At 40.8% G+C, this 19,943-nt stretch carries 19 protein-coding genes and 1 tRNA gene; 8 read left to right on the forward strand and 12 right to left on the reverse strand.

The annotated features are described in order from the left end of the window. Positions 1-56: 56 nt before the first annotated feature. Together G6053_RS29150 and G6053_RS29155 are read right to left on the reverse strand one after the other, a co-directional pair. On the reverse strand, positions 57-485 hold the full coding sequence (locus G6053_RS29150; RefSeq protein WP_313533156.1) for a TPM domain-containing protein: 429 nt from the start codon (positions 483-485) through the stop codon (positions 57-59). A gap of 156 nt (positions 486-641) precedes the next feature. Beyond that, entirely contained in the window at positions 642-1,220 is a 579-nt protein-coding gene (locus tag G6053_RS29155) for a LemA family protein (protein WP_108635100.1), read from the reverse strand. A gap of 167 nt (positions 1,221-1,387) precedes the next feature. Between G6053_RS29155 and G6053_RS29160 the strand changes: the two genes are divergently transcribed. Together G6053_RS29160 and G6053_RS29165 are read left to right on the forward strand one after the other, a co-directional pair. Further along, the gene (locus G6053_RS29160; protein ID WP_165309359.1) at positions 1,388-2,932 is read left to right on the forward strand and encodes an FAD-dependent protein; all 1,545 of its coding nucleotides are present in this window, start codon (positions 1,388-1,390) and stop codon (positions 2,930-2,932) included. A 59-nt stretch (positions 2,933-2,991) separates the two neighbouring features. Further along, a tRNA-Gly gene (locus tag G6053_RS29165) sits at positions 2,992-3,064 on the forward strand. A 39-nt stretch (positions 3,065-3,103) separates the two neighbouring features. Here the strand turns inward: G6053_RS29165 and G6053_RS29170 are convergent. After that, positions 3,104-4,333: an MFS transporter gene (locus G6053_RS29170; protein WP_165309360.1), complete on the reverse strand. Its 1,230-nt coding sequence runs from the start codon at positions 4,331-4,333 to the stop codon at positions 3,104-3,106. Between the two features lie 30 nt (positions 4,334-4,363). Here G6053_RS29170 and G6053_RS29175 point away from each other — a divergent pair, with 30 nt between their 5' ends. Further along, the gene (locus G6053_RS29175; RefSeq protein ID WP_165309361.1) at positions 4,364-4,558 is read left to right on the forward strand and encodes a hypothetical protein; all 195 of its coding nucleotides are present in this window, start codon (positions 4,364-4,366) and stop codon (positions 4,556-4,558) included. A gap of 210 nt (positions 4,559-4,768) precedes the next feature. Here G6053_RS29175 and sufD read toward each other — a convergent pair whose 3' ends face one another. From sufD to sufB, 3 genes are all read right to left on the reverse strand, one after another. Continuing rightward, positions 4,769-6,076, reverse strand: a complete 1,308-nt coding sequence (gene sufD / locus G6053_RS29180; RefSeq protein WP_165309362.1) for a Fe-S cluster assembly protein SufD — start codon at positions 6,074-6,076, stop codon at positions 4,769-4,771. A gap of 60 nt (positions 6,077-6,136) precedes the next feature. Continuing rightward, positions 6,137-6,895, reverse strand: coding sequence for a Fe-S cluster assembly ATPase SufC (sufC, locus tag G6053_RS29185; protein WP_108635099.1), 759 nt, complete (start codon positions 6,893-6,895; stop codon positions 6,137-6,139). A gap of 63 nt (positions 6,896-6,958) precedes the next feature. Next, positions 6,959-8,410, reverse strand: a complete 1,452-nt coding sequence (sufB, locus tag G6053_RS29190) for a Fe-S cluster assembly protein SufB (protein ID WP_104383565.1) — start codon at positions 8,408-8,410, stop codon at positions 6,959-6,961. Positions 8,411-8,742: 332 nt separating this feature from the next. Between sufB and G6053_RS29195 the strand changes: the two genes are divergently transcribed. Further along, complete coding sequence (locus tag G6053_RS29195; RefSeq protein ID WP_028071042.1) at positions 8,743-9,213, forward strand: Lrp/AsnC family transcriptional regulator; 471 nt, start codon at positions 8,743-8,745, stop codon at positions 9,211-9,213. An 11-nt stretch (positions 9,214-9,224) separates the two neighbouring features. Next, positions 9,225-10,298: a DUF6695 family protein gene (locus tag G6053_RS29200; protein ID WP_165309363.1), complete on the forward strand. Its 1,074-nt coding sequence runs from the start codon at positions 9,225-9,227 to the stop codon at positions 10,296-10,298. On the opposite strand, the gene ung is transcribed toward G6053_RS29200, so the two are convergent. Then, a complete protein-coding gene (gene ung, locus G6053_RS29205; protein ID WP_108634648.1) occupies positions 10,295-10,969 on the reverse strand; it encodes a uracil-DNA glycosylase in 675 nt (224 codons plus the stop codon). The genes G6053_RS29200 and ung overlap by 4 nt on opposite strands. Positions 10,970-11,200: 231 nt before the next feature. On the opposite strand from ung, the gene G6053_RS29210 reads away from it, so the two are divergent. Then, positions 11,201-11,740 carry a hypothetical protein gene (locus G6053_RS29210; protein WP_108634647.1) on the forward strand — a complete coding sequence of 180 codons (540 nt, stop codon included), beginning with the start codon at positions 11,201-11,203 and terminating at the stop codon, positions 11,738-11,740. An 80-nt stretch (positions 11,741-11,820) separates the two neighbouring features. Here the strand turns inward: G6053_RS29210 and G6053_RS29215 are convergent, their stop codons facing one another. Continuing rightward, the gene (locus G6053_RS29215; protein WP_108634646.1) at positions 11,821-12,288 is read right to left on the reverse strand and encodes a hypothetical protein; all 468 of its coding nucleotides are present in this window, start codon (positions 12,286-12,288) and stop codon (positions 11,821-11,823) included. A 67-nt stretch (positions 12,289-12,355) separates the two neighbouring features. Then, positions 12,356-12,838, reverse strand: coding sequence for a DUF4293 domain-containing protein (locus G6053_RS29220; RefSeq protein ID WP_165309364.1), 483 nt, complete (start codon positions 12,836-12,838; stop codon positions 12,356-12,358). 282 nt (positions 12,839-13,120) lie between these two features. Between G6053_RS29220 and G6053_RS29225 the strand changes: the two genes are divergently transcribed. Then, complete coding sequence (locus G6053_RS29225) at positions 13,121-13,639, forward strand: acetyltransferase (RefSeq protein WP_108634644.1); 519 nt, start codon at positions 13,121-13,123, stop codon at positions 13,637-13,639. 3 nt (positions 13,640-13,642) lie between these two features. Here G6053_RS29225 and G6053_RS29230 read toward each other — a convergent pair whose 3' ends face one another. From G6053_RS29230 to murF, 3 genes are all read right to left on the reverse strand, one after another. Beyond that, positions 13,643-15,406, reverse strand: coding sequence for an ABC transporter ATP-binding protein (locus tag G6053_RS29230; protein WP_108634643.1), 1,764 nt, complete (start codon positions 15,404-15,406; stop codon positions 13,643-13,645). Between the two features lie 8 nt (positions 15,407-15,414). Then, a complete protein-coding gene (gene truA, locus G6053_RS29235; protein ID WP_165309365.1) occupies positions 15,415-16,170 on the reverse strand; it encodes a tRNA pseudouridine(38-40) synthase TruA in 756 nt (251 codons plus the stop codon). 225 nt (positions 16,171-16,395) lie between these two features. Then, positions 16,396-17,697, reverse strand: a complete 1,302-nt coding sequence (gene murF / locus G6053_RS29240) for a UDP-N-acetylmuramoyl-tripeptide--D-alanyl-D-alanine ligase (protein WP_165309366.1) — start codon at positions 17,695-17,697, stop codon at positions 16,396-16,398. A gap of 571 nt (positions 17,698-18,268) precedes the next feature. Between murF and G6053_RS29245 the strand changes: the two genes are divergently transcribed. Further along, positions 18,269-19,939 (forward strand): glycoside hydrolase family 28 protein, encoded by a 1,671-nt coding sequence (locus G6053_RS29245; protein WP_165309367.1) that lies wholly within the window; start codon positions 18,269-18,271, stop codon positions 19,937-19,939. Positions 19,940-19,943: the final 4 nt, after the last annotated feature.

The following is a 19,943-nucleotide window of genomic DNA, read 5'->3' on the forward strand; positions in this document are numbered from 1 at the left end:
GACCGGAATCCGAACCCGGGAAAATAATTTCGACATAAGTTTTATTTTTTTATTGACTAGCGATCACCAAAAACAATGTCATTTGGCAATTCATTAATATCGTCATGTTCACGGGGAAAGAATTTCGCTAACTGTTTGCCTGCATGTTCAATCCCTTTCACCAGTCCCTCCACAATTCTATCCATACGGAATTCCTCGACCATTAGATCTTTGGTGCAATTCCAAAAGTCGATTTCTACGCGTTGATCGATCCCTTTATCACCAATGATGGAAAATTTATGATCTTCCAATGCAATATAAATAAGAACTCCATTCTTCAGCACAGTTTTATGCATGCCTAATTTGGAAAAATAGTATGTTGCACGGTCATGAACTTCATCTGGGCAGTGATTTTCTATCACAACACGAATTTCTCCTGACGTCTCGTTTTCAGCCAGATTAATGGCGTGAACGACTCTTTCTTGCTCTTCTGCGTTTAAAGCCATAATATATTTTCATTTATGTTCACATTAAGAGTTCGACCTTCGGCCCAAACGGAATGCAAACATCTAACATAAAGCATTTTATATAAAAAAAATGGATGAAGGGCCATACGCAAGCCGCATCATCCATCATTTCGTCCATTTCTAACAAAGATGTTATTAAAATGATACGGTAGGGGCCTTATCTGAACCAGGGGCAGCAGTAAATGTACCTTTGGCTTTAAAGCCGAACATGCCCGCCATTAAATTATTCGGAAAGCTGCGTACAGTCGTATTGAATTGCTGCACGGCTTCATTATAAGATCTACGTTCCGTCGAAATACGGTTTTCCGTACCTTCCAATTGCGCTTGCAATTCCAAAAAGTTTTGATTTGCCTTTAAGTCCGGATAAGCTTCCACCGAAGCCAATAGACGACTCAAAGAACCACTGAACTGATCTTGTACTTTCTGGAATTTAGCAATATTCTCCTCCGATAAATCATCCGCATTGATGGTAACCGACGTTGCCTTAGCGCGCGCTTCAACCACGGCAGTTAATGTGCTTTCTTCATGTTTCGCGGCACCTTTTACAGTGTTCACTAAGTTCGGCACCAAATCTGCACGACGTTGGTAAGCATTTTCAACCTGTGCCCATTTCCCTTTGACATTCTCATCTTGAGAAACCATCGTATTGTAACCACATGAGTTTAATGATACTAATGCAAATAAACCGCATAGGGCTACTAAAAATCTTTTCATTTTCATTGTTAAAAGAATTAAATACTATTCAAATTATATGGATACACTATCAAAGCATATACCAAGCTCCTACTAAGATAAGAATATTTTTATTTCCAAATCGGCAAACAACCAATATTCCGTAACTTTGTGGCGGTTTTGGGATAAAAACCCAGCCCTTTTATCTTATGCAAAAAGAAATTGAAATTGCTATCCTTCCCGAAAAAATCGAAGATGAGCAATATATTCTACAAGAAGGTGTAAAAGCATTGCACCTAAAACCACAACAGGTCAAAGGATTTAAAATTCGTAAACGTTCTATTGACGCCCGCAGCAGACAGGTGGTTTATAGGGCACGGGTCATTTATTACATCGACGAATTCCCTTTGCCTGAGCTATATGAAAATCATTTTAAATCTGTCCGGACAGGAAAGCCGGTTATTATCGTTGGCGCAGGCCCTGCAGGTTTATTCGCCGCGATCCGCTGTATTGAGCGAGGTCTCAAACCAATTGTCATTGAGAGAGGCAAAAAAGTACAGGACCGAAGACGCGATCTTGCGAAGCTAAACCGCGAGGGCACTGTGAACCCCGAATCCAACTACTGTTTCGGAGAAGGTGGCGCGGGGACCTATTCAGATGGGAAACTTTATACCCGCTCCAATAAAAGAGGTGACGTTGACAAAGTCCTTAAGCTTTTTGTGTCCCATGGAGCGACAACGGACATTTTAGTGAATGCCCGCCCCCACATCGGCACCAACAAGCTCCCGCATATTATCGAAGCGATGCGGGAGAGTGTGATCGAATTTGGAGGTGAGTTTCTTTTCGATCAACGTGTAGATGATATATTGGAATCCTTTGGTCAGGTCCGTGGTGTAAAATTAGCCAGTGGAGAAGAAATCAAAGCCGATCATGTGATTGTAGCCACGGGCCACTCCGCGCGTGATATTTTCGAACTATTTCATCGCAATAATTGGTTGATTGAAGCGAAAGCTTTTGCGCTCGGTGTCCGCATTGAACATCCACAGGCTATTATTGATCAGGCTCAATACCATTGTCAGGTCAGAAGTGAGCATTTACCACCAGCCTATTATAGTCTGGTCGAGCAAGTTAATGATCGCGGTGTCTTTTCATTTTGTATGTGTCCGGGTGGCGTTATTGCCCCCTGTGCAACTGACCATAACGAAATCGTCGTCAACGGCTGGTCTCCATCCAAACGGAATAATCCACATGCCAATTCAGGTACCGTCATCCAGATCAACCTCGATGATGTACCTAATACCCTGAATGATCCCTTTGCTCTGCTTGATTTTCAAAAGCAGATCGAACGCAGGGCTTTCGAAGTTGGCGGAGGAAACCTTGTTGCTCCCGCACAACGGATGGTTGACTTTGTCGAAGGACGAGTATCTATGGATCTACCGGAAAATTCGTATAAACCTGGAACTTCTTCGGCAGACTTGCGAGAGGTTTTACCAACTTTTGTACATGAAGCGCTTCGGGGTGCCCTCCCAATATTTGGTAAAAAGATGAAAGGTTACTATACGAATGAAGCTATTCTGGTCGGTGTAGAATCGAGGACATCTTCGCCTATACGTATCCCGCGAAATAAAGAAAACCTGCAACACCCTCAGGTCAAAGGACTTTACCCTTGTGGGGAGGGAGCCGGCTATGCCGGCGGCATTATTTCAGCCGCGATAGACGGGATTAATTGTGTCGACGCTATTGATTTAAGTTAAGATTTTTTATTTTTTCTCTTGCAGAATAAGAAGAAATGCCTTACTTTTGTAGCATCAACGCGAAAGTAGCTCAGTTGGTAGAGCACAACCTTGCCAAGGTTGGGGTCGCGAGTTCGAATCTCGTCTTTCGCTCTAAAAAAGCTTCCAAAATTTGGAAGCTTTTTTTATTTATTAGCTTAATTTACGCACCTCCCCCAAACTCATAATCGAGCTGTTGAAAAAAGACAACAAGCCCACCAATACAACAATAAGACCCGCAATGATAAATGCCGTCGCCACTCCGATCACATCTGCGATAAAGCCTGTAAAGAGAAGTCCTATCATACTTGGTAAAATAGCGATGCTAAAATAAAGCGAGAACACACGACCCAACATTTCCGCCGGCACCTGCTCTTGAATAATTGTCATAAATGAGGCCGAGAAAATAGACATTGAAACTCCGCCCAGACCGGTCATAATGACAAAAGGAATAAACCAAGTAGAGGGAAACCAACCCGACAGGGCAAACGTGATTCCTAAAACAATATGCATGCTATTAACCAATACCACCTTGGACACCGACACTTTTGCAAGTCCCAAAAAGCTCCCTCCGATAAGCATACCTATCCCCCAAATAATCTCAATAATGCTCATTTCCCACTTACCACCACTATAATGACCAATGGTCAATAAAGGGAACATGATCGCAACGGGCATAATACAAAAAGTCGCCACCATGGCATAAATAAATAACATTTTTAAGCCCTTATTATGATAGATCGCTCTCATTCCTTGCTTAAGATCTTCCAAAACGGCAGCAATCGAAGGCTTCATATCAGATCGGGAAAGATGTGGGATAGTTACAAAAAATAAAGATGTGATGGCTACCGCGGCACCAATGACATCCAGGTACAGCACCTGTGAAATTGGGAAATAACTAATTGCCAATGTCCCCAATGCAGGGCCTGCGATACTACTTACTGACTGTAGCATCTGATTAATCCCCGATACACGCAATAATTTATTTTCAGGCACAAGCAACGGTGCAATTGCCTGCATGGCCGGCGAATGAAATGCAGAGCCGATCGAACGACAGGCCATCAATAAATAAATTAGAAACATATTGGTGCCGTCACTTTTTAGCACAAATGTCATTCCTAGGGTACAGAGAGCGATAAAACCATCAGCGAAAATCATGACTTTCTTTCTATCCCAACGATCGATATAAACACCGGCAAATGGTCCGATAATCGCCTGTGGTAACAAACCGGCAATAGCGGCAAAAGCCAATATCTCAGCAGATCTGTGTGTCAAACTCAACCAGATCATGATCGAAAAGTTGACCGCTGAACTGGACAGTAAAGAAATAAATTGTCCAATCCATATATAACTATAGGTACGAAACCAGTTATTTTTTTCCATAAAATTTTAAATAAAAAATACAACAGGTGCATGATCAAGAATGATCAGCACATTAAAGTAAAACGCTTTTACCACCTACCGAATCAGCAAATGAAAATACCGGATCGCGCGCACCGAATATCAGACTTGTCAAAGCTGCAAGTGGATACCTCAGAGAGCACCAATCCATTCATTAAGCGAACAGGTGTGTCCAATGGAGAATTTAAAAACGTAAATGAGCTATAAAACCCAAGGTTTATAAGCGTAAGCTGTATACAAAGACATGTTCATAACGGTACAAAAGTAAGAGAAAAGAAGCAAAAACACAACTCCAAGGCTTCTACCTATTTTAAAACCGTTTCCACCGGATCTTTTAAAGAGAAATGTTGATCAAAAAAATAAGGCGTATACCGATTGGTAAACGCCTTATTCAGTGTATAGTTTGTGTGATTTTATTTAGTTCGTTTTTAGGCTTTGTTCCACCAACTCCTCGACATATTTCCGAACAACTTCGTTTGAAAAGCGGGTCGTTACATCAAAGGCAAAAGCATGTACAAGTAGGATACGTGCTGATTCTTCACCTATTCCACGCGCTCTCAAATAAAACAAAGCTTCATTATCAAACTGACCGATCGTACATCCGTGTGAACATTTCACATCATCCGCAAAAATCTCCAGTTGTGGTTTTGTATAAACCGCTGAATTATCCGACATCAACATATTATTGTTCTGTTGGAAAGCGTTGGTTTTCTGTGCATCTTCGCGAACGAAGATCTTTCCGTTGAAAACAGCCGTAGATTTATCCTGTGTAATATTTTTATACCATTCGTAGGATTCACAATGTGGCTTAAGATGGTCCACAACAGTGTGATTGTCCACCAATTGATCCCCCGCTGTCAGGTTAATACCATACAGATGACTTTCTACATTTTCAGCATCTAAGCGCACATTAATATTATTGCGAATAAAGGATGCACCGGGGAAATTACAGTTGTAGTTATTGTAAAGACTATATTTTTCCTGATATACTTCTGTATGATTAAAGTAACGGCTCGCAGATTCGGCCACCTGAAGATAGTAATGTTGAACTTTAGCATTCTCTTTTACTATGATTTCCGAAACTTTATTATGCACATTGCTTGCGCTACCATCTGCCATAATAAAACTCTCGATCAGTTCAAGTTCAGCATTAGGTTCGACAACGACCAAATTCCGTGTCTGTGCAAAAAAGTCTTCTTTTCCGGTTGCTACGTGGATAATCTGAATAGGTTTATCAAGTACAACGCCTTTTTTCAAATGGATAAATACACCATTCGTAAAGGCCGCTGTGTTGAGTGCCACCATAATATTATCGGACTTGTCAGCGTATTTCGCAAAATGGGACTGAAATGCAGGTTCCTCAACAGCGTCATCCATTGGAATAACAACAAGTCCCTTTACCTTTTCCAGCTCACTCACCGCCAATACGTACTGGCCATTAACCAGAATAATACGGTACGCATCCAAATTCGGAATCTCTCCCGCGCTAAAATCCAAGCCCTCGATATCCACATCTACATCAAGCGCATAAGGCTTATTGACAATACTGTGGATGTTTGTATATTTCCATTCTTCATTCTTAACTGTGGGAAAGCCTGCTGCTTCGAAACGCTCGAATGCTTGTTGACGCGCTTCCGTAAAGAAAGCAGGTCCGTCTGAAACACGTTGCTCTTTAAAAGCTCCCAACACTTGTTGAAGTAATGATTCTGAAACTAATGTACTCATGTTATTTTTTAATCAAATCGCCAAAATTCTCTTCCACTCCTATTTTATCGGTGTAAAAGATTAGGCGTTTTGTGTATCATATTCTTTTAACCAATCGTATCCCTTTTCTTCGAGCTCCAAAGCCAATTCTTTAGGCCCCGATTTCACGATACGGCCATTGTACAAGACGTGAACAAAATCTGGAACGATGTAATCCAACAGACGCTGGTAGTGTGTGATGACAATAAAGGCATTGTCTTTGGAACGCAACTGATTCACACCATTTGCAACAATACGAAGTGCATCGATATCCAGACCTGAATCTGTTTCATCCAAAATTGATAATTTAGGATTCAACATCGCCAGCTGAAAAATCTCGTTACGTTTTTTCTCACCACCGGAGAACCCTTCGTTCAAAGAACGATTCGCTAAATTGGCCGAAAACTCAACCAGCTTTTGCTTATCCTTTACCATCTGTAAGAATTCTTTGGCTTCCATTGGAGGCAAACCTTTATATTCACGAATATCATTCACTGCTGTTTTCAGAAAATTGATATTCGATACACCCGGGATTTCAACAGGATATTGAAACGCCAGGAACAGTCCCTCACGAGCACGATCCTCTGGAGAAAGATCCAATAAATCCACGCCATCCAAAAAAGCAGAACCTTCATTCACTTCGTATGATTCACGTCCGGCCAAAACATTACCTAAGGTACTCTTTCCAGCTCCATTAGGTCCCATAATAGCGTGGATTTCCCCTGCTTTAACTTCCAGGTTTAATCCCTTTAATATTTGTTTGTCTTCTACAGACGCATGTAAATTTTTAATGCTTAACATTTTATTCTTATTGAGTATTGAACGATACGCCAGCATTAGCTAGCTTGCTCAATTATTTATTATCTATCCTACTGAACCTTCTAAAGAAATCGCCAATAATTTTTGTGCTTCCACAGCAAATTCCATTGGCAACTGATTTAACACCTCTTTAGCGTAACCATTAACAATTAACCCAACCGCTTTTTCGGAATCAATACCACGTTGGTTTAAATAAAACACTTGATCTTCACCAATTTTCGATGTAGTCGCCTCGTGCTCCAATTTTGCTGTCTTATTGCGGTTTTCGATATAGGGGAATGTATGTGCACCACATCTATCACCGATCAGTAAAGAATCACATTGGGTAAAGTTTCGGGAATTATCAGCATTAGGCCCTATTTTCACCAATCCTCTGTAACTATTGTGGCTTTTTCCCGCAGAAATTCCTTTTGAAACAATTTTAGACTTCGTGTTTTTACCTAAGTGGATCATTTTTGTCCCAGTATCAGCAACTTGGTAGTTACGGGTCATTGCAACCGAATAAAATTCACCGATTGAATTATCTCCTTTTAGGATTACCCCTGGATACTTCCAGGTAATTGCAGATCCAGTCTCTACCTGAGTCCATGAAATCTTGCTATTATCACCTCTACAGATCCCGCGTTTCGTTACAAAGTTGAAAATACCACCTTTACCGTCTTTGTCACCGGGATACCAGTTCTGCACAGTAGAGTATTTAATTTCTGCATCGCGTTCAGCAATCAGTTCCACTACAGCAGCGTGTAATTGATTCTCATCACGCATCGGCGCAGTACAGCCTTCCAGATACGACACGTAGGCCCCTTCATCCGCAACGATTAAGGTACGTTCGAACTGACCTGTATTTTGTGCGTTAATACGGAAATAAGTTGACAACTCCATCGGACATTTCACGCCCTTTGGAACATAAACAAATGATCCATCCGAAAACACGGCAGAGTTTAACGCAGCATAAATATTATCTGTTTGAGGAACCACTGTTCCCAAATATTTCTTTACGAGATCAGGATGTTCTTGTACGGCTTCGCCAAATGAACAAAAGATTACCCCTTGTTCCTTTAGCTTCTCACGGAACGTTGTCTTTACCGATACCGAATCAAAGACCGCATCAACAGCTACCACACCGGCCAAAATCTTTTGCTCATCCAAAGGAATACCCAACTTTTCAAATGTAGCAATCAATTCAGGATCAACTTCGTCCATAGAATTCAATTGCGGTTTTGCCTTTGGGGCAGCATAATAAGATAGATCTTGAAAATCAATCTCTGGAGCTCTGAAATTTTGCCAAGTAGGCATCTTTAACGTCAAGAAATGACGAAAAGCTTTCAATCTCCACTCCAATAACCATTCAGGCTCATTCTTTTTTGCCGAAATAAAACGAACCGTCTCCTCTGTAAGGCCTTTGGCTGCGATTTCCATTTCGATATCTGTCGTGAACCCGTATTTATATTCTTCGAGCTCCAGCTCTTTTAATAAATCGTCGTCTTTAGTACTCATATTTCGCTCTCACGGTTTAACTAATTCGGGAGGGGTCTAACCTCCGCACCTATCGAACTGCAAAGTTACAATTTCAAAGCCAATAAAATACATTTTATGTATCCTCAAACAGGTATTTTTAATAAAAAAATGACATTTATCATTTCATTTCATTGAAATGCGCACATTTCAAACGATTATGACAGTCAAATGATTTTAAATCAATAAAAATTATAACAAACTACAAATCATATAAACAAAATCTATTTATCATCAATAATTTTGTTTATTTTTAAATTTCCAAATATAATTTTGTATATTTACAAATACTATTGATTATTAAGACTTAAGATATGCCGTTTGCACCAGACAAAACAGATTTAAAAATTCTTAAACTATTACAAGAGAATGGCCGTATTACCAATTTGCAATTAGCATCCAGTATCGGGCTCTCTCCTGCACCGACTTTAGAACGTGTAAGAAAACTTGAGAATTCGGGCTTTATCAAGAGTTATCATGCTTTTGTTGACGAAGAAAAATTAGGACTAGGCATAAAATCCTTTATACAGATCTCGCTGGATTTCCACACACACAATGCAATTCCAGAATTTGTCGCTGCCGTAAAAATGATCCCGGAGGTAACAGAGTGCCACCATGTCACCGGTAATTGCGATTTTATTCTCAAGGTCTACGTAAAAGACATAAAAGCCTATGAAGGTGTTATCATGGAAAAGATTGCCAAAATTCCTTTTGTAAAAACATTCCAAACTATGATGATTATGTCCACAAGCAAAAAGGAACCGATCATTCCATTGGAATACTAAAAGAAAAGCCTATGAAAACATCATCCCAATATCAGGATCTCGCAATGATCCTTGCTTGGCCTGATGCTACGATCCGCGGTGACGAAGCATGGATGATGTTTTTCAAGAAAATAGGCCTTGTTAAAAATCTAAACTTTAAAGTCGGCCACACAGGCATCGTCCTGATCGAACGCGATACAGGCAAACTTTGTTTCTACGATTTTGGCCGATATATTGCCCCAAGAGGATACGGAAGAGCACGTTCAGAAGATTCTGATCCAAAACTAACGATTAAACTTAAAGCACAAATTGAGCGAAACCACATCCTAAACCTGCCGGAAATTGTCCGGTATTTTGAAGAGATGAAAGATGCCATGCAGGGCGTCGGCGATCTTTATTTTTCCATTGTCCAAAAAATAGATTTTTATCATGCAAAAGCTTTTGCTGATCAATGGGTACACCGGGGATCATACCCCTATGGCGCCGTAGCGTACAATAACAATAATTGCTCCCGATTTATTGTAAGACTCCTTATCCACGCCTCCAAAAAGTTTCATTTCTGGCATCCGATCAATTTTCCGGAAACCATAAAGGCAAGCCCAATGAGCAATATAGTCAACTCTTGCTCCGACGGGTCAATCTATAAATATACGACATCAGGCGGCCTGCAACGTATAAAAATGGGACGATTCACATCATTGTTATTTCTCCTTAAAAAACTAAGGAGTAATATCTCTGCTCGTTGCGCTGGAACGTTACCCGAAGATATTACAATTGGTGGAATGCTGCAGAAAGATAAGCCCTGCCACCTCCCAGCCAGCGCACAGTACCTAGGCGGTGTCGGCGAGGGGGCCTGGTTCCACATAGACCCCATTAGTGCGAATCGGGTGATTATACATCGATTCACGCAACAAGGAGAGCATGAATACAGTGTTCTGGGGGAAACGAGCCAGCCCATAGATTTTGAAAGCTCCTATCAGATCACCTACGACAGCCATTTTCTATTCAGTCATCTACGACAAAATAAGAATACCATTCGAATCGAACATATCCATGTTTTGGCAATTGGAGAAACCGGTGTTACTGCCCATGACAAATACGCTTAGACCAAACGCCAATCAATAGGAGTCTTACCATGCTCCACCAAATATTGATTTGCCTTTGAAAAGTGTTTGCTTCCAAAAAAACCCCTGTAAACAGAAAGCGGCGATGGGTGCACAGCTGTCAAAATAAGATGCTTACGCGCGTCGATCAATACACTTTTCTTTTGCGCGTAGCTACCCCAAAGCAGAAAGACCACATGCTCACATCGTTCGGAAATAGCATGTATAATACTGTCTGTAAAAACTTCCCAGCCTCTTTTCTGGTGCGAACCGGCCAAATGCGCCTGCACAGTCAGCGTTGCATTAAGCAACAATACGCCCTGCTTGGCCCAAGACGTCAGATCCCCTGATCGAGGTTCTACAAATCCATCAATATCATCCTGTAATTCCTTAAAAATATTCTTTAAAGAAGGCGGCAATACAATCCCCTCTGGCACAGAAAAAGACAAACCATGTGCCTGACCATCATTGTGATACGGGTCCTGCCCGAGAATAACAACTTTAACATGTTGGAGCGGAGTCAGTTTAAAAGCATTCATCACCAGATCAGCAGGCGGAAACACCTTAGTCCGTTGACGTTCCGCCTGTACAAAGGCAGACAATTGTTTCATATAAGGCTGACTGAACAAAGGTTTCAATACTGGTGCCCAAGAATCATCATATAGCTTTTCCATAAACCAAACTTAGAAAAAGTTGCATGTAATGGCAAATTTATTCCCCGGTCGCTGTTCATAAAGCACTTACGATAGCGGAACAGTTATCTGCCATAAGATCATTTTGACGATCGGTATGAGCATGAAATGTATAATTTTACAAAATAACCACTTGAACAAGTTGCTTAAACGACGAAATTAACGGATATTTGCAGAATTAAATTGAACACAAATATTTTTAAACAAAGATTTATGTCAAATCTCGTTAGAATCATCATTTGCAGTGCATTGCTGATTGGGACAGTTGCTTTATTTTGGACCGGAAATTGGGGATGGGGAATACTAGGCATCTTGATCACAATTCTTGGTTTTGTCACTGTATTTTTTCATGAATACATGCTTATCGCGCAATGGTATATGCGCAAACAAGATATGGCTGCTGCCGAAAAATGGTTAAAGAAAATCACGAATTATGAAAAACAATTAATTCCGCAACAACATGGTTATTACAACATGTTAATCGGATTGATCGAATCTCAACGCGCTCCAATGCAATCCGAAAAGTATTTCAAAAAGGCGCTTGCACTCGGACTTCATATGGATCATAATATCGCGTTGGCAAAATTAAGTTTAGCAGGTGTAGCAATGGCAAAACGTAATAAACGTGAAGCGGAAAAATTACTTCAAGAAGCTAAGAAAGCAGATAAAAATAAACTGTTAGCTGACCAAATAAAAATGATGAAAGATCAGATGGGCATGTTAGACAAACAACAGATCCGTTACAATCGATAAGAAATAAATTTCAAAAAGCTAAAAAAGCGCTGGAATCTTTGAAGACTCAGCGCTTTTTCTATTTATGTAAGTCCGATCAACTATTTATTCAGCAAGATGGGGACTTCCAAAAATTTACCTTCCTCCTCGCTACTTTCAAAAACAAGTTTGATACTAACGGGTTTATCGGTCTTCTTCCAGTCTTTCACAATTACCTGAATATCTACAGGTTTATCCTCCTCAAGCAGATAATGCAAATAGTTCTGTTTATCTTCAAAGTTGATCCGGACATTTCCCATCTGAATTGAAGAGAAAAAATGCGGCTGCTTCTTTTGATCCAGAATCTGTGTGGAGAAAGTATTCATTTTATACTCGCGGGGATCTGTACTGTAGGATATTGCAAATAAATTAATAACCAACTCATTTTTTGCCTTATCCACATGAAACTCTTTTAAATCAAATTGGATATCATCAACCACCAATAATGAATCCGCAGATTGAGCTTGCGCTGTGCCAGCAGTAAAACAAAGAAAAAGCAGGATGACAGCACAATGGAAAATTTTAGTCATATATTATACTATTTAAAAAGCCACGCTAACCGTGGCTCCTATCTATTAAAAATCTATTGAAATCAAATTATGCACGCAAACGGTCGGCCGAGCGAATCAGTTTCTCATCCCTGCGTACTCCGCCCAATGCCAGCGCACAAAAAATAATTGATATTGGCAATAAAAAGAAACCAACCCCGATATTACCGGCTCCCAAAAACTGACCGACGGTAGCGAGGTGTGTGCTCGCGGATGAATAAAGCCAGATGGCGAAAAATATAATTGCGACAATCTCTACCCATATCAATAAAAGCTGAACCTTACGTTGTCTAAATTTAAATATGGTGATAATCGGAAGCAATCCCAATAGCGCTGCCACAATAGTCTGAAGGATATAACCAAAACCACCTTCATGGACCGGCTGCCCAGCAGTAACGCCATAAACACCTGTTACCTTCACATTTTTTCCCAAACCGACTAAATCACTGTAATTTACATAAGGGAATAAAAATAAGCCGAATATAATTAATCCTGCCACTAATAAATAAACAGTTTGGATACGTTGAATCATATTTTAATTTTTGTATGTCAACAAATATAATAAGCTTTCTTTCTATTTAGAAATCAGAACAATCGAAAGGGCTATTTTGTTGCAAATTTTGGAAGATAAAAAACTCTCTTCCCGGCCACAGCACATTTGTATTCATGCTAAGTTTTTCTTGGGAACCGTTAAAACGATCTACTTTCAGCTCAATATTCAGACTTGGTCCCCGATTTCTTTTTAGCATGTTGATACAGGTTGCCTCATGGAGTTCTTTTCAGAAAGCATTATCTTTGCACAAAAAACAAGATCATGCTATATATATATGGTGCAACAGCGCATGCAAAGACTGCTGTAGATGTAGCCGAAGATTTGGACATCGAAATCGGAGGGCTTATTGACAAATCACTGCTGATCGAGGATGTATTCGATTATGAGGTCCAACTCCACCATCAGGTGAAAGATGCTGCAGAAAATTTCTTTGTTGCCGTTAAAAATCCGGGGCTACGCGAAAGGATCGTGTCCGAAAATCCGGATTGGAATTTTCAGTCCTTAATTCACCCGAAAGCCTATGTCTCCAAAAGAGCTGAAATTGGTGAAGGATGTATTATTCTTCCCGGAGCAACAATAGCCCCCGATGTACAGATTGGCAACCATTGTATCATCTCAGGATCGGCAGTCATTGAAAGCAATACCATTATTGAAGATTTCGTAAACATTGGACCAAATGTATCCATCGGTGCCAATGTACTGGTAGGCCGAGGCTCAGAAATCAAAGCTAACACTCATATCGAGGACGAAGAGACCATCCCCAAAGAGAGTGTCGTTTAAGGATTAAATTCCCGCCGAGTGAAACTGTAGATCATACAGCTTTTTGTAGTAACCCTCAAAAGACAAAAGCTCTTGGTGTGTTCCAATCTCTTTTATTTCCCCCTTGTCCAAAACAATGATCTTGTCCGCCTTTTGAATGGTGGACAAGCGGTGGGCAATGACAATGGATGTCCGTCCCCGCATTAAATTGTCGATCGCACTTTGGATCATTTCCTCAGTCTCGGTATCTACGGAGGAGGTAGCCTCGTCCAAGATCAGGATTCTAGGATCATGAACCAGCGCCCGAATAAAAGAAATTAATTGAGCCTGCCCGGCAGACAATGTTGCTCCTCTTTCCTTCACGTCGTAATCATACCCACCGGGAAGTCGCATAATAAAGTCATGTGCCCCAACTTCTTTGGCCGCTTCGATAACTTGTTCCCTCGAAATTGAGGGATCACCCAATGTAATATTATTGATGACAGTATCCGAGAAAAGAAACACATCCTGCAGCACCGTCGCAATGGTATTTCTCAAATAATCAAGATCGTAATCGCGAATATTTACACCGTCCAAGAGGATTTCACCTTTATTGATCTCGTAAAACCGACTAAGAATATTGATTGTGGATGATTTACCCGCACCGGTAGCACCCACCAAAGCCAATGTCTCGCCAGGTTGTACACTAAAATTGACATCTCTCAATACCCAACTTTCATCGTTATAAGCAAACCAAACATGCTTAAATGTAATTTCTCCCTTAATATGGTCGGGCTTTAATGTACCCGAATTAGGAGTCATCTCATTGGTATCTAGGACTTCAAAAATGCGTTCAGCACTCACCATACCCATTTGAAGCGTATTAAACTTATCAATAAGCTCCCGAATAGGCCTAAAAATCATGTTGATATACATAATAAAGGCTACAACTACACCGGGTGAAATCACATCGCCCATAATCTGTTTGGCACCAAACCACACCAGCAAGCCTAAGGAAATTGCCATGATAATTTCCAAAACAGGAAAAAAGATAGAGAAATACCAGTTGGTACGGATATGTGCGTTCCGATGCTGTGCATTAATTTCTTTGAATTTATCCATTTCTTGCTTTTCACGTGCAAAATATTGGATAATACCGACTCCAGTAATATGCTCCTGTAAAAAGGTATTCAAATTAGACACCCATTTCCTAACATCGATAAAGGCAGCTTTCATAGCTTCTTTAAATACATAGGTTGCAGCAATCATCAAAGGCATTGGAATAAGTACAATTAACGTCAATTTCCAATCCGAATAGAACATAACGCCCAATATCACCGCCAACTGCAGAAGATCGCCAATAATCTGAATCAATCCTTCCGAGAAGATATTGGAAAGTGTTTCCAAGTCAGATATCGTCCTCGTAATCAACTTTCCCAAGGCAGTGCGGTCAAAATACTTAAGACGCAGCTGTACAATATGATTAAACACCTGAATGCGGATATCCCGGATAACAGACTGCCCCAGTGTATTTGTCATCAGGGTATGATAATAACGAATCAGGGTCTGCACCACGACCAATGCCAGCATGGCCATGAGCATATAGGACAATCCCGCCGTATCAAAATTTAAGATATAGTTGTCTAGCGTATGCTGAATAAGCATCGGTAGCGCTGGGGCAACTGCCGCCAATAGTATCGTTAAAACCACGGATATCCAAAATGCGACATGATAAGGCCGCATATAGCGACTCATGCGCCGCAACAAATTGACATCATAGGTTTTACCTGTTATTTTATCTTGACTCACGTTAATATTTATATATAAGGGTAAGCTACTTCTGTTAAATACAATCCATGCGCCGGGACGGATACCCCAGCCTTGCCGCGACTTTTGCTCTTAATCACTTCCTGCATAAAGGAAGCCGGTTTGTCCTTCAGTCCGATCTCCAGCGAAGTACCTACGATCGCACGGACCATGTTGCGCAAGAAACGATCCGCGGTGATATGAAATACCAGATCCTGTTCATTATGCCATAACCATTCTGCTCTACGAATATCACAAATATTTGTAAACACCTGCGTATGAGACTTGCTAAAACATTCAAAATCTTGCTTACCCAATAAAAATTGGGCAGCCTCGTTCATTTTGTCCACATCGGGGCGGTCACGCATGAAACAGGAATAAGGATAAATAAACGGATCTTTATGAAAATGAAGGTGGTACTCATAAGATCTATGCGTCGCATCAAATCGGGCATGAGCATCATCAGCAACTTCAATCAGCCTTTTAACCGCAACGTCAAAAGGTAATAATGCATTAAGTGAATGAATAAAACGGTCCGGCTTTGTTAATATTCCCACAGCAGCTGCATCAAAATGTGCGTACAACTGCTTCGCATGCACACCTGTGTCCGTCCGTCCCGCTCCAGTAGTCTCAATAGGTTCGCGCAACAATGTCGCCAATGCCCTATTCAATACTTCCTGTACCGAAATCGCATTGTTCTGAACCTGCCAACCATGATAAGATTGCCCAAAGTAGGCTATTTCTAAAAAAAAACGTCTTTTATCCATTATACGACACAAAGGTACATTTTTCAAAATGAGCTACATTTCCCCAAGGTATTATTTTGCTTATTTTGCCAATATTTAATCCTCACATGACAAAACTTTTAACGCCTTTGGTTTTAACCTACAGGAATAAGGAAATTACTCAGGTCTACGTTGTTACCAAATTGGTCATGCAGACACCTTGAACCCATGTTGAGTCCACCTTTTTCAAGTGTACTTATGCTGAGCCTATAATATATCTATCAGATTTTCAAAAGCCATACCCCGCGAGGCTTTTAATAATACCGTAGCTCCGATAATCGGTCTTTCCTCCAGGGCGGCTTTCGCATCTAGGGTCGTTTCAAAAAACTCGGCGTCATCATTTTTATGTTCAAGAAATGCCTTTCCGACAAAAATCTTGCGATCAGCGAACATACTTCCTACGTTATCCACGATTTTCCTATGCTCATCAAAAGATTCGGCACCAAGTTCAAACATGTCCCCCAGAATAACCGCTTTCTTGTCGGCCTCAATAATTCGAACATTATCCAAAGCAGCGGCCATACTGGTAGCATTGGCATTATAATAATCACAGATTACCGTGTTGTGGGCCGTTTTCATGATCTGGGAGCGATTATTTGTTGGGGTATAGCCCGCAATACCGGAATTGATCTCCCGGGGCAAGATATCGAAATGCAAACCTACCGCTATCGCAGCCAAAAAGTTTTCTGTGTTGTATGAACCTGTAAGTTGCGTATCTATGATATAAGTCTGCGGATCTTCTTTCGTCCTCCACGAGATCTGTAACAACGGAGTCGCTTTCAACAACTTACCAATGACATCATTGGTTTCGGAAAACCCATAAGTCACAATTTCAGCTATTTGCCGTGCTGCAGCCATTTCTCTCAAATGCGGATTATCCGCCTGTAAAAAGAGTGTCCCCCGATGATCTTGCAACCAATCATACAGCTCACCCTTTGTTTTTTTAACACCTTCAAAAGAGCCAAATCCTTCCAGATGCGCCTTTCCGACATTGGAGATCAATCCATGTGTTGGTTCAGCAATTTCACACAAAAACGCTATTTCTCCCAAATGGTTGGCTCCCATCTCTATAACGGCGATTTCAATGGATGCATCAATAGCCAACAGTGTCAAAGGAACGCCGATATGGTTATTTAGATTCCCTTTTGTCGCATAAGCTTTATATTTCTGTGAGACAACGGAATACAATAATTCCTTTGTTGTTGTCTTTCCATTTGTTCCTGTTACACCGATAACGGGAATATTCAATTGTCTCCGATGATAATTTGCCAGCTCCTGCAATGTCTTCAATACATCGTCAACCAAGATATACTGTTCGCCTTTTTTATAAATTTCCTCATCAATAACAACATACTTCGCTCCGATCTCGAGCGCCTGTTCTGCAAATGTATTTCCATTAAAATTTGCGCCCTTCAGTGCAAAGAATATGCTATCCTTCTCAATCTTACGTGTATCTGTTGTAATATTTGGATACTGTTTATAAATCTGATATAACGATTGAATGTCCATGTTTAGAAATTTGATGAGCAAATATAACCATTCTGCCCGATTTCAAATCAATAGGGACGCACATCTCAAATAATTGGACTACAAACACAATCCCCGATAACGTTTGCGCATTTATTTTAACCAATTTTCTTTAACTAAGGCTTTAATATTGGTAATTTCATTGACCAATTAAACAGTTTGAAATGCGGACGATTATACTTTCACTTTTTTCACGTTCTTTCTGTCTTCTTGCTCCGACAGCAAAAAGACAGGATCCGGGTATTGGGGAAGTTGGTTTCTGCGCTTTCCAAACCATACAGGTATCGAATAAAAATTCCCCATGTTTAGTAGAATATAGGAATAAACAGGTTGGCTCTATGTCACAAAATCGTGTCAAATGGGAACATCTTTTAATAGATGGAGCAGCTGATAGCCTTAATTCTCGGCTTGTATTCAAGGAATGGACACCAATCTTACATTTAATTGCTAAGTAATGACCGGTAACGATTGCATAAGTTTTTCATCTAAGTTAGGAACAAAGAATGTACAATTGCTTTTACAAATAACCATTTTTAAACCAAAAATGTAAAAAATGAATTCGTTTAAAAAGCACTATTCCCGTACATTGAAATCTGCGCTTGGATTGCTTCTCGTGCTACCACAGCTGTGTATGGCCCAAGAACCTGCCCGTCCTATTATACAACAAGTCGAATTTAAGAAAGACACGTTAAGTATTAGCAATTATGGCGCTAAAGGTGACGGTCAATTTCTTAATACGGCGTCAATCAACCAAACCATCCGCACATGTAGCGAACGCGGTGGCGGTGTGGTACTGGTCCCCGCCGGAATTTGGCTGACAGGGCCTATTGAAATGCAGAACAATGTAAACCTACATCTCAAACGAGACGCCGTCTTGCTTTTCACCAAGGACTTTGATCAATACAAGCTTGTTGAATCCAATTGGGAAGGTGAACCGGCTTGGCGCAATCAAAATCCAATATCTGGCAAGAACCTATATAATATTGCCATTACCGGCCATGGTATCATCGATGGGAATGGAGGAGCCTGGCGAATGGTCAAAAAAAGTAAATTAACGGCTTCACAATGGAAAAACCTGGTCGCATCCGGAGGTACAGTCGATCCCAAGAGTGAAATCTGGTATCCCTCAGCGAGTTCGCTGAAAGGTTCTCAAGAGAAGAAAGCAGGAGTAATTCGTCCGGGCACAACAATCGATGACTTCAAAGATGTCAAAGATTTCTTAAGGCCCAATCTGCTGGTATTTACAAACTGTAAAAAGGTATTATTGGAAGGAGTGACGATCCAAAACTCCCCTGCATGGAATGTACACCCTTTATTATGTGAAGATCTCACCTTACGTAAACTTTCGGTTCGTAATCCATGGTACGGTCAAAATGGCGATGGTGTGGACGTCGAATCTTGCAAGAATGTCCTGATTGAGGACTGTACATTTGATGTTGGTGACGACGGCATATGTATCAAGTCAGGCCGGGATAAAGCTGGCCGTGACCGTGGCAAGCCAACCGAAAATGTAATCATTCGCAATAATGTTGTTTATCACGCACATGGTGGGTTTGTGATCGGAAGCGAGATGAGCGGTGGCGCCCGTAATATTTGGGTGGAAGACTGTTCATTTATCGGGACTGATATTGGACTTCGCTTCAAAACGACAAGAGGCCGCGGTGGAGTAGTAGAAAACATATTCATCAACAATATCAATATGATTGATATTCCCGGCGAGGCTATTCTATTTGACATGTATTATGCGGCAGTAGACCCCGTTCCACTGGCCGGAGAAAAAAGATCCTCCGTAAAAACAACAACACTTCCGGTTACAGAAGAAACTCCGCAGTTTAAGAACTTCTATATCAAAAATATTGTAGCAAAAGGAGCATCAAAAGGAATTTTCCTACGTGGTCTTCCTGAAATGCATATTCAAAACATCTGGATTGAGCATGCGACCCTGGAAGCAAATAAGGGTATAGAAATCATTGAAGCTTCTCAGATTAATTTAAAAAATATTGTATTAAAGACAACAGAAAACAATCCGTTGATCGCCATCAACAATAGCTCCGCGATAAAGCTAGATAATATCCAAGCATTGGATGCTCCAGAATTGTATATCGAGGTAGCAGGTGAGAAAAGCAGTGATATCCGGCTCTCAAAATCCAACACAAAGGCGGCCAAGACTGTCAGTCAATTTATAGCGGGAAGTACGAACAAATCCTTAACGATCAAAAATTAGGAAC

The organism is Sphingobacterium sp. DR205 (assembly GCF_011064245.1).
Classification (GTDB): Bacteria; Bacteroidota; Bacteroidia; order Sphingobacteriales; family Sphingobacteriaceae; genus Sphingobacterium; species Sphingobacterium athyrii.